This is a genomic window from Lysinibacillus fusiformis, from assembly GCF_003049525.1.
In the GTDB taxonomy this organism is placed as follows: domain Bacteria; phylum Bacillota; class Bacilli; order Bacillales_A; family Planococcaceae; genus Lysinibacillus; species Lysinibacillus fusiformis.
Window position 1 is genome coordinate 25277 of the sequence record NZ_PYWL01000019.1, and the last position, 14292, is coordinate 39568.

Here is a 14292-nt window from a genome sequence, read left to right on the forward strand (position 1 = left end):
TTCCACCTACTTCTTTGAATTTAGCCATAGTTGGTAAACGGCCATTCTACGTCCGAACGGTAATAAATACCACTCTTTTTCTACTAACACTCGTTTCTTCGCAATCATTGTAAGCATAACAAACGCTCCCAAGCCTACTGCAGTGAATCCTGCGATCACCGCTACTGAACGTGATGACAATAAATGGCCTAAAAAGGCAGATACCATCTGTGGCCATACCAATACGACCACTGCCATACTTATTGATGCGAGCCCCACTTTTTTATAAAATTCGGTGGGTGCTAATTGAATACCTGTCATTGTTTTTAAATAAACAATAAGCAAGAATGCTGTTAATAGTAAGCCTATATCATTTGCAATAGCTGCTCCTAATACACCAAGCCAGCCTATCAAACGAACATTTAATATTATTTTTAACACAAACCCTATCATTAAGAATAATGCTGGCTTCTTTAATTTTCCATAGCCTTGTAAAATGGCTGTAAATGTAAGAATAATCGACAAAGGCACGATTTGGAATACATACACAATTAATACTTCGGATAATGTATTGGTTTTAAAAAGCATTTCATTTAAATAGGGCATCACAAGCATTAATCCGAGTGAAGCAGCCCAGCCAAACAAAATAGACGCTTTGTATGTTAATTGGATAAATGGAATGGCACTTCGCCCTTCTTGTTTTTTCGATAAATGAGCAACAAGTGGAACAATTGCAAGGGATAGCGAGGATGCGATAACAACGCCTAGTTGTACGAGCGGCTGTCCACGATCATAAATCCCCTTGGTTTCTTTAGCAACAGTAGAGTCCATACCGTGATCGATTAATAACGAATAGATCGTAAAGGAATCAACTAATTGATAGCCTAGTAACAAAAGGCCACTCATACTTACACTTAAGCTAAGCCATGTAACCTCTTTAATAATCGGTAAGCTTTTAGCCTTGTGTAGACGTAAGTGCACACGGAATAACCCAAAGCGTTTAGAAAAAATATAGGCAAGTAATAATAATGCAGTTATTTCCCCTATGACTGTACCAATAACGGCCATTTTCCCCGCAGCATATAGTGATTTTGTGGTAGTCATAATGACAAAGGTTCCTGTTAAAATAACGGTTACCCTAATCGCTTGTTCAACGACTTGAGCATAAGCAATAGGCTCCATAATCCCTCTAGATTGAAAACCGCCCTTCAAAATAGCAAGCGCTGGCATTACCAATACTACGAGGGAGCCCGTGCGTATCAACGGTGCCAGTTGAATATCACCCATCAACTGGGCTATTTTTTCAGCACCTCCAAATAGGACAGAAAAAAACAATAATGAGAGTATCGTCAAATAACGGAAAACGACACGCATGATCATGCTTCTTTTTTCATTACGTTCTATTGTATCAACTATGCAATCATTATCTGCAAGCATTTTTGAAATGGCTACAGCAAAGCCACTAGATGTCCAAACAACGAAAATTGAAATGACTGGATATACCTGTTGATAAATATAAAAACCTTCATCACCAACTAGATTTTGAAAAGGTACACGGTAAAAGGCACTAAGTACTTTTACGATAAGGGCAGCGATTGTTAATAAGGCCGCTCCCTTCATGTAGCTTTTCATACCAAAACGTTGCGACATAAATTGCCCTCTTTCCTTCTTAACAATGCCAATAGTATAGCATATCTAAAAAGTTTGACGCGCCAGGCGACAATACTGTTCCTAATTTGGCCCATATTTATGTACGCAAAAAAAGTTATTACACGGCCTAAAAGGTCATCGCAATAACTTTTACATGCATCAGCTATTCATTTGTTTCGCTAAGAAGTTTGCAGCCGTTTCCACTACTTTCACTTCTACCTCACCAACAAAATGCACTTTAGACAATACTATAATGCAGCCAATTGGGTCACCGTTCACCATAATAGGTGATGCACAATATGATTTTACTTGCTCATATTGTCCAGGAACAATTTCAATGGATGTCTCCATTTTTTCAATCTTAGTAGAGCGCTCTTCCATGAAGCCTTCTGCAAAGGACGTAATACGACGATTGATATACTCTTTTTTACCAATCCCTGCTACGGCAATTACTTCATCACGGTCTGTAACAAATGCTGGTGTTCCTAATGTTTCATATAATGTTTCAACATATTCTCTTGCAAATTCTCCTAAATCATTAATTGGAGAATATTTTTTTAATATGACTTCACCTTCACGGTCCGTATAAATTTCAAGCGGGTCGCCTTCACGAATACGTAGCGTCCTACGAATTTCTTTTGGAATAACTACACGCCCTAAATCATCAATACGACGAACAATTCCTGTTGCCTTCATTCTAATGCCTCGCTTTCGCTACAATAAAATTTTTTATTCAACTATAGTATGGTTTTTATTTAAGCAATCTATGCAAAAACTGAAGAAAAAGGATTTCACAACCATCAATTTTTTTCAAAAAAATTGCATTACATCAATCAACTCATTATTAGAGTACCCAAGGAATACGTTTCTATAATAAATTGATTAAAATTATCATGAAAAAAGGCAGTCTTATCTTTTCTTCAAAAGATAGGACTGCCTCTTTATTATAGCTTCTTTGCTTGATCAATAATTTTCATCAGCTCTTCCAAAATGTCAAAGGGTTGATGTTTTCCGCACTTCCGCTCATCAATAGTTAGTTTTAATTGCATGCCATCCATACCAAAACCAACAGCACGTTCAAATTTCATAGACTCTTCAATAATTTTACTACCATCAACATTTGCTGTTCCCTGTTCGGATAGCATAATTGTAATAAGTTTCTGCTTATCCTTTACAGAGACTACTCCCGCACCTAATCCCCATACTTTCATTCGTGCCACACGAAGTAGACGCTCTGTTTCAATTGGAAGATCACCAAATCGATCTTCTAATTCCTCCATGATTTCACCATACTCCTCCACCTGATCCATCGCTTTAATGCGTTTATACATTTGAATTTTTTGGTATCCATCAGGGATATACGCATCAGGGATATACGCATCGACACTTAATAAAATTTCAATCTCAGGTTTTTCTTCTTTTTTCACACCTGTTTGACGCTCTTCAATTGCCTCTTGGAGCATCTGTGAATATAAATCAAAACCAACTGAATCAATAAAGCCGTGCTGTTGCGCTCCAAGTAAATTTCCGGCGCCTCGAATAGATAAATCTCTCATAGCAATTTTAAAGCCTGAACCCAGCTCCGTAAATTCTTTAATAGCCTGCAATCTTTGCTCAGCAACATCTGTCAATACTTTATCACGCTGGTACATAAAATAGGCATAGGCTACCCGGTTAGAGCGCCCAACGCGTCCACGCAATTGATAAAGCTGAGCTAAGCCCATTCGATCAGCATCGTGGACAATTAAAGTATTAACATTGGGAATATCTACACCGGTCTCAATAATAGTCGTTGTCACAAGTACATCATAGTCTCCTTCTAAAAAGGATAATATGACTGATTCTAATTCAGACTCTGACATTTTCCCATGTGCATGACCTATTCGTGCCTCTGGAACGAGCACTTGAATTTCCTCAACTTTTCTAGCCATATCTTCTACTCGGTTATATAAGTAAAACACTTGTCCGCCACGTGCCATCTCTCTTTCGATTGCCTCTCGAACTAGTGCCCCACTATGTTCCATCACATATGTTTGAACCGGGAATCGATTGGCTGGTGGTGTTTCAATAACAGACAAATCTCGGACCCCTACCATTGACATATGGAGTGTTCTCGGAATAGGGGTGGCTGTTAACGTTAACACATCGACATTTGTTTTTAACTGCTTAATTTTTTCTTTATGCGTTACCCCGAAACGTTGTTCTTCATCAACAATTAATAAGCCAAGGTCTTGGAATAATAAATCCTTCGATAAGATTCTGTGTGTTCCGATAACAATATCGACTTGCCCTTCTTTTAACCCTTTTAATGTAGCTGTTTGCTCTTTCTTTGACCTGAAGCGTGATAGCAACCCTACATTAATAGCAAAGTCCTGAAAGCGTTCACGAATGGTCTCATAATGTTGCTGAGCTAAAATGGTTGTAGGAACAAGGAAGGCAACCTGTTTGCCATCTTGAATAGCTTTAAATGCGGCACGAATAGCCACTTCTGTTTTACCATAGCCTACGTCACCGCAAACTAGGCGATCCATAGGACGTTCACGTTCCATATCTCTTTTTACTTCAACAATAGAACGTAGCTGATCCTCGGTTTCTTCATAGGCGAACATTGCCTCGAAGTTACGCTGATCATCATTATCAGGTGTAAAAGCATGCCCCTTTTCAGCTTCTCGCTTCGCATAAAGCTTAATTAAATCATCTGCAATATCCTGTACAGCTGATGATACCTTAGCTTTAGCTTTTTTCCACTCTGCGCCACCTAATTTATGTAGCTTCGGTTCTCGGTCCTCTGATGCCACATACTTTTGGATTAAGTCTATTTGCTCGACAGGTACATATAATTTATCGTCTGCACGATATCGAATATGCAAGTAATCCTTATGTGTTCCATTTACCTCTAATGTTTCTACACCAATATATTTCCCTATTCCGTGGTGAACATGAACAACATAATCACCAGGTTTAATTTCCGTATAGCTTTTAATGCGTTCAGCATTCGTCATTTTTTGCGTACGTGCTTTTTTCTTAGCCTGCTGCTTAAATAGTTCATCCTCTGTTACAATGGCCAAACGTTGGAGCGGTAATTCGAAACCACTCGACAATACTCCATCGACAATATAAATTCCAGCATCTGTAGGCTCACCTATAGCTGCATGGATATCATACTCTTCTAGCATTTGCTGAACACGTTTCACACGCTCTTTATCTCTAGCTACGATGAGTACTGTAAATTTGCCAAGTAGCCAGCGTTCAATCTCACTTTGTAGCAATGCCATTTGTCCGTGAAATTGTTGCATTGGCTTGCAAGAAAAGTTAGTCGTCTTATTAAACATTATTCCCGAAAATGTACGTGAAAATAATGAAAAGGACAGCTTTTGTTGCGACAACATTGCCACTATTTCCTTTAATGTGAAGGCGGGTTTAACATCATGAACCATTTTCCCTTCTTCAATTAAAGATAAAAACCATTCCTCTTCTTCACGTTCCCAAGCATCCATAACTTCTTGAATACGTCCAAGCTCATCAAATAGAACAATTCCATCTTGCGCAAAATAGTCGCCTAAAAAAGCCGTTTTATCATATAGTAATGACCCATATTTATTGACATAGTCAGGAAGATTTCCTTGTTGTAGCAATTCAATATCATACTGAATATGCTGATAAAGGAGTTCTTTTGTTTCCTGCTTTTTAACTTTCTTTAAACTTGCGGCTAAGGCTTTTTCTAAACGATCTGCCAAGTTCTGTCTTTCTGATTTTGTCAGAATAACCTCAGAAGCAGGAAGTATACGAATTTTTTGTAATTTATCAATAGAACGTTGGTCATCTGCCGAAAATGTTCTTATAGAATCTACTTCTGTATCAAATAATTCAATCCGAATAGGTGATTCTAAATACGGTGGATAAATATCAAGTATGCCTCCACGTAAGGCAAATTCGCCAGGTGTAGTCACCATGGAATTTCGGACATAGCCCATTTCAACTAATGTTTGTAGCCATGCATCTACTTCAATTTCATCGCCCACAGTTGTTTGTAAAAAATAGTGTAGCCAATGTTCCTTCGGCTGCATGATCTTCCTTAAACCTGCAACAGGGATCACGTAAACAGCCTTCTCCCCCCTGGCTAAGCAATCAAGCGTGGCGATTCTCTCCGCTCGTAATTCTGGAGAGGCCACAGAAAGGTCTGCAGCAATAAATTCGTCCGCTGGGTAATAGTGCACATTTTCTTCACCTAATAGCCCAGCAAGCTCATCCACCATTCTTTGTGCCTGCAGTAGATTAGGAGACACAATGTATATCGGCTTCTTTACATATTCAAATAACGCATCGACCATAACGGGACGTGCGCTTCCAGTTAAACCTGTAATAAGCTGTGATGCAGTTTGACCGCTCTGAATCTCCTGTAAAAATGATGTAATATGTTTATCCCTCGACACAAGCTGTCGTAAAACTTCCACAGTCAAAAGCTCCTTTCAGCAAAAAATTCTATTTGTCATTACTAGCATTCTAGTGCTAGTTTGTATATATTTATTAGCCATTTTACAAAATGGAAAAAGCCTTGAACACACATGAAGTGTGTCAAAGCATCCTTCCAATTATTGAATCCATTTATTGAGTGCATGATAATCTGGATATTGTCTCAGCGAATCCTCACATTGCTCACAAATACAGTGTACAGTCGTATGACCATGCTGATCTTTCTCAACATAATCATCGGCTTCTCCCAATTCGAAAATATGTAGTTTTCGAATTGTATCATCTGCATCAAATGGTAGTGTCCCTATTTCTACTTCACAATGCCGACATCGATAGCGAACTGACATCTCCAAATCATCCTCCTTTAAGCAACTTTCTACTTAAAGTATAGACATTTATAAATTAGATTATGCACTATCTTCGTGTCTTCAGTAATGTATGAACGTAAAAATGGGAGAATTAATTCTTGCTTATAGGCAAGACTTATCCATATAAGCATGAGTTTAACTTAGACTTCTGTATCCAAAAATTTCAACTAAATTCACGACTTTACTTGTTAAAATGATTCATCACATCAAGAAATGGCTTTGAAAGAGATACTTCTACAGCATTTACAGACTTTTCAATGGCTTCTTTCATATAAACCTGATCTTCCTTTGAAAACTTTGCTAATACATAGTCTGCAACCTTCATGCCAGCTGGTGGGCGACTAATGCCTACTCGGATTCGATTAAATTCCTGCGTACCTAAATGTTGAATTAAGGATTTAATGCCATTATGGCCACCCGCACTTCCTTTTTGGCGCAAGCGTAATTTTCCAGTTTCCAAATCTAGATCATCGTATATAACAATTAGATCTTCCACATCAATATCAAAATAATCCATTAAGGGACCTACACATTCCCCTGATAAATTCATATATGTTAAAGGCTTAACAAGTAGAACCTTCCCCTCAGGTCGATGAACAGTTGTGTACATACCATTAAATTTTGAATTTGTTAAAGGTGCCCCCCATTTTTCTGCTAACGCATCAATTACATCAAAACCAATATTATGTCTAGTGTGCTCATACGGTTTACCCGGGTTTCCTAAACCAACGATAATTTTCATAAGTACCTCTCTTCTTTCAAATCTAATAGTCATTATTTTACCATACCACAGGACTAGAAAGCATTTTGAACAATTGCTAAATGCCATTTTAACGCTACAAAAAAAGCTAGCAAGAAAGTTTTTAGCTTTCTTACTAGCCAGATAAATAATTTATTTTACATTTGCTCTTCTTCTACGCTAGCAGTAACTTCTTCTTGCTCTGCCGAAACAGGAGCAACAATTGTTACTAATAGATAATCATCTTCACTAATAACTTCTACAGGCGTTTGATTTCGAATCTCTGCCACAGTCAGGGATTCCCCTACTTTCAGTGATGAAATATCAACTTCAATGGAATCAGGTAGTTCAGCTGGTTTCACCTTCACTTTTAATTCTAAGTTAGGCTGCATTAAAATGCCGCCCTCACTCACTCCAACTGACTGACCAACTAATTTAATTGGCACATCGACCTCTAATTCCTCCGCCATATTAATCGCTAAAAAGTCTACATGATTAACTTCATCTTTTAATGAACATTGCTGTACTTCTGATACAACTACATTCACTTTTTTCCCCTCTAAATCTAGTGAAAACACACTGTTTTGCCCATTTTTTTGAATGGATTTCTTAAATTCTTTTGCAGAAATAGAAATTGGGGTTGAATCTAACTTATAGCCGTAAATAACTGCAGGAATGGCTCCCCCTTTTCTAAGTTGGGTTAATGTCGAACGATGCCCAGTTTCGCGCTTTGTAACACTTAATACTGTACTCATATCTCTTTATTCCCCTTCCAAGAAAATTATTTACGCCTTATCAACAATCAGCCACTCAGCATTTTAGTGACTATCTTGTTTAAGGCTATAATAATATTTACCTCTATTTTTTAAAGTAGTGTAAATATTATGAAGACACATTTACTATTATACCCCTTTATTAGGAGATTCACACATAATATACTCTTTCCCTTGATTAAATAAAAAGAAAAAGGACAAATCCATCTAAAAAGATAGATTTGCCCTTTATACAACATCTTTATAATTAATCGAATAGAGTACTTACAGATTTGTTTTCGTACACGCGAGAAATTGCATCAGCCATTAATTTAGCTACAGAAAGCTCTGTAATTTTTGGAGATTTTTTATCATCCGCAAGCTGAATTGTATTTGTCACCACTAATTCTTTAATAGAAGAGTTTTCGATACGCTCAATTGCTGGCCCAGATAGTACAGGGTGAGAACAGCAAGCATAAACTTCTTTTGCACCGGCTGCACGTAATGCATCTGCACCGATCGTAATTGTACCTGCAGTGTCAATAATATCATCAATCAAGATTGCCACTTTACCATCAACATTACCCACAATGTTCATAACTTCCGCAACATTTGGTTTTGGACGTCGCTTGTCAATAATTGCAATTGGTGCTTTTAAACGTTCCGCCATTTTACGAGCACGTGTTACCCCACCATGGTCTGGTGAAACAACAACGATTTGATCTTCTGGAATACCTTTAGATTTAAAGTAATCTGATAATAACGGTACTGCCATTAAGTGGTCGATTAAGATATCGAAGAAACCTTGAATTTGAGGTGCATGTAAATCTAATACGATCACTCGTGTTGCACCAGCTGTTTCAAGTAGGTTTGCCACTAATTTAGCTGTAATTGGTTCGCGCGCTTTTGCTTTACGATCTTGGCGTGCATAACCATAATAAGGCATTACGACGTTTACTGTACGAGCAGATGCACGTTTAACTGCATCTACCATAATTAAAAGCTCCATTAAATGTTCGTTTACTGGTGCAGAAGTTGACTGCACGATAAACACATCACAACCACGAATACTTTCTTCAATGCTAATTTGAACTTCTCCATCGCTGAAGTGCTTAACAGAAGATTTCCCTAATTCTACACCCATTTCTTGCGCAATTTCTTGAGCTAACGGGTTATTTGAATTTAGAGAAAATATTTTTAATTGTGAGTTTGCATAATGATACGGCATGATGGCCTCCTGTTTAGTTGATAATTATTTTAAATTTAATTTGCTTACATAATTAGGTTTGTTTTCTTGTCTTGCACGAGCAATTGCAAGTGCATCTTCAGGTACTTCTTTTGTAATTGTAGAACCTGCTGCAATAAATGAACCTTTTCCAACTTTCACTGGCGCTACTAAGTTAGTATTACATCCTACAAATACATCATCTTCAATAATTGTTTTGTACTTATTTTTTCCATCATAGTTAACTGTAATGGAACCGCAGCCAACATTGACGTTACTGCCAATTTCAGCGTCACCAATATAGCTTAAATGCGATACTTTTGTGTCATTACCTAGCTTGCTTTTCTTCACTTCTACAAAGTTACCAATTTTCACATGGCTACCGATGTCTGAAAGTGGTCGAATATGAGCAAATGGTCCAACGGCTACATCTTCCGCAATAGCGCTTTCACGCACAACTGAAGAATGCACCGTTGTACGATCTCCAATTCGGCTATCTGCAATTTGAGTATTTGGGCCAATATTGCAATCTTCTCCGATTACAGTGGCTCCTTCTATCATACAACCAGGTTGAATGACAGTATCACTTCCAATAACAGATTCCGCGCTAATATATGTCGTTTCAGGGTGAATAATTGTCACACCGTTACGCATATGCTTTTCATTAATTCTCGCACGCATTAATGTCTCTGCCTGTGATAAAGCAACACGGTCATTGACACCAAGCGTTTCTTCAAAATCATCTGTCACATATGCTTCTACAATATCACCTTGCTTTTGTAGAATTTCAATAACATCTGGTAAATAGTATTCACCTTGAGCGTTGTCATTTTTCACTAATTTTAATGTTTCAAATAACAACTTGTTATCAAAGCAATATGTGCCCGTGTTTATTTCTTTTACTAATTGCTGTGCTGCTGAAGCATCCTTTTGTTCAACAATTTGCTCTACTTGCCCGTTCTCGCTACGTAAAATACGACCATAGCCAGTTGGATTTTCCGCAATGGCAGTTAAAATTGTTGCTTTAGCATTCTTTGCCTGATGATGCTCAAATAGAGCCTGCATAGTTTCGGGACGAATTAGCGGTGTGTCACCACAAACAACTAAAGTTGTTCCTTCTTCATTCCCTAGAATTCCCTCAGCTTGTTGAACAGCATGTGCTGTCCCTAACTGTTCGGCTTGAAGAACATACTCACTTTTATCTCCCAGCTGATGTTGCACTTTTTCTGCACCGTGTCCAACAACCGTTACAATGCGATTCACATCTAACGTTTGAATATGATCCACCACATGTTGTACCATCGGTTTCCCACAAACTGGATGGAGCACTTTATATAATTTGGACTTCATACGTGTACCTTGACCTGCAGCCAAAATGACAGCAAAAATATTGCTCATCTGTAAGTCCTCCAATACGCTCATTTTCTCTTATGACTATATAGCATAATTCATCTATTTTCAAGGCATGTAGAGTTGACAAAAAGATGAATTCCAAAAACCACTGCACCTTCTGCTCGAATGTCATGAAGTATATCCTAAAACTGCTGGTTTTCTCTTTTTATCAAAATAAAAAGAACTCTTCAAATTTGAAGAGTTCTTAAAATTTTTGACTAATAAAATCAACTTTAAATTGTAACTACTTCTTGAATAGTTAGTTATTACCTTTTAACTATACACCAATGCCCTCTAATTCTACTTCTTCGCCCGTTTCTTCTAATTCACTAGAGTTGTGATAGGCGTTTAAAATAATCTCTTGAATTTTATTACGAGTGTCCGAATTGATTGGATGAGCGATATCCCTAAATTCGCCATCTGGTGTTCGTTTACTTGGCATTGCTACGAACAATCCAGTATTTCCATCAATTACACGAATATCGTGAACAACAAACTCATTGTCAAGTGTAATGGAAGCAATCGCACGCATGCGACCATCCGTCTGTACCCGACGTAATCTCACATCAGTAACTTCCATTTTCTCACCACCTCTCTCTTAGATGCCTAAATAAAATTATCATATTCTTAATTACCGAATATTTTCCTTTTTATAGTCTATCAAATTTTCTAAAAAATTTGAATACTTTCGAGAATAATATTTTTTCTTATTTACGGAATTTTTGACAATTGTTTGTCAACAATAAAAAAAGCCCCCTAAACAGAACGAATGCTCTTAATAGTGGGCTTCATTAATCGATTCTTTATTTAACAATAGCAATAACTTCGATTTCTACTTTTACGTCTTTAGGAAGTCGAGCTACCTCTACAGCAGAACGTGCAGGCTTATGCTCCCCAAAGTGGCTTGCATAGACTTCATTCATTGCGACAAAGTCGTTCATATCCTTCATAAACACTGTAGTCTTTACAACATTTTCTAAAGATGATCCCGCTGCCTCTAATACTGCTTTTACATTGGCGAATACCTGATTTGTTTGCACAGTAATATCGCCTTCCACTAATTCACCTGTAGCTGTTAATGGAATTTGTCCTGAGCTATAAAATATACCATTCACAATAATCCCTTGTGAATATGGTCCAATTGCTGCTGGTGCATTTGATGTTGCTACTACTTTCATTTGTCATGTCCCCTTTTAGAAAAATAGTTACCTTCACTTAATGCAATTGTTCGATCTTTTTCATTCACTTCATGAAGCTTTACAAGTGAATAGTAATCGTCTACTAACGTTTCGTCCGCATGTTCAGCCTCAACAAGAACTGCAATGCCAGCTAATTTACAATCAAATTCTTCTAATAAATTTTTCATGCCATTCATAGTACCGCCAACTTTCATAAAATCATCGGTAATCAAGACACGTTGTCCACTCTTCATGCTTCTTTTTGATAATACCATTGTCTGAATTCTTCTGGAAGAACCAGACACATAATTAATACTTACTGTAGAACCTTCTGTTACCTTACTATCTCTTCGCACAACAACTACTGGCACATTTAAATGTCTAGCAATAGCATGTGCTATAGATATACCCTTCGTTGCTACTGTCATTATGACATCGATCTGTTGATCTGCAAAAGCAGAAGCAAAAACCTTCCCTACGCGGTTAATTAAATCTGGGTTCCCTAGTAAATCTGTCATAAACAAGTAACCACCAGGCAATAAGCGATCTGAATGCTCCAGCTCTGCCTTTAAATCCTGAATAACTGAACGCACCTCTGGCTCGGACATTTTAGGAATATATTTCACTCCTCCTGCAGCACCCGGCACTGTCATCAATAACCCGATTCCTTTTTCTTCGAAAGTTTCTTTTACAATCGTTAAATCCTCACTAATGGATGACTTCGCAGATTGATATAGTTCTGAAAAATAAGTTAGCGGGATCAGCTGATGTGGATGTTCTAGTAAATAGTACGTCATATCAACTAGTCGTTCACTACGTTTCCATTTCATGCGACCCTCTCCTAAACACGAATATTTATAGGTAAAATTAACACAAATTTGCGTTTCTAAGCAAGCGTATTTCGCTCACCTAATATTCTTACTGCATAAACTTCCTCACAAAACCCACGTAAACCATTATAAATACGACTGACACGAGCTTCACTATCCACTAGCCCAAAAACAGTCGGACCGCTTCCGCTCATTAACGTAGCATCTGCTCCAAAGCGTTTCATTTGTTCCTTTAACATGACGACCTCTGGATGTAGCTTAAATGTTACAGTTTCCAAAACATTTCCTAATGAAGAACATAATAGCTCATAATCCTTCGTTTCAATAGCCTTTATCATCTGCTTCGTATTGGGATGCTCCAGTCCTTTAACTTTGAGACCACCATATACTTCAGCAGTGGATACGCCGATTTTAGGTTTTGCTAATACTACCCAGCAGTTAGGCGGGGCAGGGATTTCCTTTATTATTTCTCCGCGTCCTGTGGCAAGTGCTGTGCCACCATAGACACAAAATGATACATCTGAACCTATTTTAGCACCTAGTTCAGCCAATTCATCTATCGATAACCCTAAATTCCAAAGTTCATTAAGGCCCTTAAGTGTAGCAGCTGCATCACTACTACCTCCAGCAAGGCCGGCAGCAATAGGGATTTCTTTTTCAATAGTAATGGATACACCTTGTTTAATGCCATATGTATCTTTAATGAGACGCGCTGCCTGATAAGCAAAATTACGATGATCGTTCGGTACAAAATTATCCGTTGAAATTATTTGGATCACACCATCTTCTCGAGATTCAAGACTGATACGATCAGCTAAATCGACGGTTGTCATAACCATCTCTACTTCGTGAAAATTATCAGGTCTTTTATAAAGTACATCTAAAGTTAAATTAATTTTTGCAGGCGCCTTTACATAAAGCATTTTTCTTCCTCCCTTATAGCAACACATATAAACAATTCCTTTTTCGCACAAGATTATTCATTTTATTTTACCATACTGAGATTACGAAAATGGAAAAAAAGAACCGTATACCCTGTTCGGAGTAACGGTTCTCTCTCGTCAGCTGTATTTGTTGTGTCAGTAAGGATTTTCATCCTTACTGAATGAAACTTAATAAGTCGTCTATTTTATTAGAAATAGTCTACTTACGCTCTTGCTCATTACTTGCTCGTTCAGCCATTTCAATGGCACGTTTGACCATATTACCAGCATCTCGAGCTTTTATGCCGCCCCAGCCTTCCTTTTGCACAACATCATAAAATCCAAGTTCTTTTGCGATCTCTTCTTTTAATCGAGGTGACATGATACCCTTTCTAGGCATATAAACTCCTCCTTTAACAACTGACCACATTAGTATGCCCCGGGAAAACGCAAAACACTCATGTAGTTTTTAACATACATGAGTGTTTCAAAAATATAGAAATAAGTACTAGAAACTATTTTGCGACAGCAGCCTTTGCTTCGTCTAAAAATGTAATCTCTACTGCTTCAGTTAAAATATCTGTGTAACTATACGATACGCGCTTACACGTATTGTCTTCTTGGTCAAGTTCAACTACAAAGATGGCGCGATATGTCTCGCGTAATATCCCTGCACACTCAACCGTTTTCTTGCGACCACCGTTTGCTTTTAATTGCAAACGTTTACCCAAATGACAATCCAACGACTTTTTAATGTCCGCTAAAGTTTTTGGCATTTTCGCT

Annotated in this window: 14 protein-coding genes; all 14 read right to left on the reverse strand. The window is 37.8% G+C overall.

The genetic code is table 11. The features are described from left to right. Positions 1 to 6: 6 nt before the first annotated feature. On the reverse strand, positions 7 to 1629 hold the full coding sequence (locus C9J29_RS22495) for a putative polysaccharide biosynthesis protein (RefSeq protein ID WP_107922837.1): 1623 nt from the start codon (positions 1627 to 1629) through the stop codon (positions 7 to 9). A 159-nt stretch (positions 1630 to 1788) separates the two neighbouring features. Next, the gene (gene spoVT / locus C9J29_RS22500; RefSeq protein WP_008180268.1) at positions 1789 to 2325 is read right to left on the reverse strand and encodes a stage V sporulation protein T; all 537 of its coding nucleotides are present in this window, start codon (positions 2323 to 2325) and stop codon (positions 1789 to 1791) included. A 248-nt stretch (positions 2326 to 2573) separates the two neighbouring features. After that, a complete protein-coding gene (gene mfd, locus C9J29_RS22505; RefSeq protein ID WP_107922838.1) occupies positions 2574 to 6083 on the reverse strand; it encodes a transcription-repair coupling factor in 3510 nt (1169 codons plus the stop codon). A gap of 138 nt (positions 6084 to 6221) precedes the next feature. Continuing rightward, a complete protein-coding gene (locus tag C9J29_RS22510) occupies positions 6222 to 6449 on the reverse strand; it encodes an anti-sigma-F factor Fin (protein WP_008180264.1) in 228 nt (75 codons plus the stop codon). A gap of 202 nt (positions 6450 to 6651) precedes the next feature. Continuing rightward, entirely contained in the window at positions 6652 to 7212 is a 561-nt protein-coding gene (gene pth, locus C9J29_RS22515; RefSeq protein ID WP_008180262.1) for an aminoacyl-tRNA hydrolase, read from the reverse strand. A gap of 155 nt (positions 7213 to 7367) precedes the next feature. After that, positions 7368 to 7964: a 50S ribosomal protein L25/general stress protein Ctc gene (locus C9J29_RS22520; protein ID WP_090003279.1), complete on the reverse strand. Its 597-nt coding sequence runs from the start codon at positions 7962 to 7964 to the stop codon at positions 7368 to 7370. Positions 7965 to 8229: 265 nt separating this feature from the next. Next, positions 8230 to 9189 carry a ribose-phosphate diphosphokinase gene (locus tag C9J29_RS22525; protein WP_008180258.1) on the reverse strand — a complete coding sequence of 320 codons (960 nt, stop codon included), beginning with the start codon at positions 9187 to 9189 and terminating at the stop codon, positions 8230 to 8232. Positions 9190 to 9213: 24 nt separating this feature from the next. After that, positions 9214 to 10584: a bifunctional UDP-N-acetylglucosamine diphosphorylase/glucosamine-1-phosphate N-acetyltransferase GlmU gene (gene glmU, locus C9J29_RS22530; RefSeq protein ID WP_043990714.1), complete on the reverse strand. Its 1371-nt coding sequence runs from the start codon at positions 10582 to 10584 to the stop codon at positions 9214 to 9216. Between the two features lie 271 nt (positions 10585 to 10855). Beyond that, positions 10856 to 11158 (reverse strand): septation regulator SpoVG, encoded by a 303-nt coding sequence (spoVG, locus tag C9J29_RS22535; protein WP_025116955.1) that lies wholly within the window; start codon positions 11156 to 11158, stop codon positions 10856 to 10858. Between the two features lie 223 nt (positions 11159 to 11381). Then, positions 11382 to 11756 (reverse strand): RidA family protein, encoded by a 375-nt coding sequence (locus C9J29_RS22540; protein WP_008181603.1) that lies wholly within the window; start codon positions 11754 to 11756, stop codon positions 11382 to 11384. Continuing rightward, a complete protein-coding gene (gene purR, locus C9J29_RS22545; RefSeq protein ID WP_008181605.1) occupies positions 11753 to 12586 on the reverse strand; it encodes a pur operon repressor in 834 nt (277 codons plus the stop codon). Before purR ends, C9J29_RS22540 begins: the two co-directional genes overlap by 4 nt. 56 nt (positions 12587 to 12642) lie before the next feature. After that, positions 12643 to 13509, reverse strand: a complete 867-nt coding sequence (ispE, locus tag C9J29_RS22550; protein ID WP_089987305.1) for a 4-(cytidine 5'-diphospho)-2-C-methyl-D-erythritol kinase — start codon at positions 13507 to 13509, stop codon at positions 12643 to 12645. 220 nt (positions 13510 to 13729) lie between these two features. Then, entirely contained in the window at positions 13730 to 13909 is a 180-nt protein-coding gene (locus tag C9J29_RS22555) for a small, acid-soluble spore protein, alpha/beta type (protein WP_025116349.1), read from the reverse strand. Positions 13910 to 14024: 115 nt separating this feature from the next. Then, positions 14025 to 14285, reverse strand: a complete 261-nt coding sequence (gene veg / locus C9J29_RS22560; RefSeq protein ID WP_004229199.1) for a biofilm formation stimulator Veg — start codon at positions 14283 to 14285, stop codon at positions 14025 to 14027. Positions 14286 to 14292 lie beyond the last annotated feature (7 nt).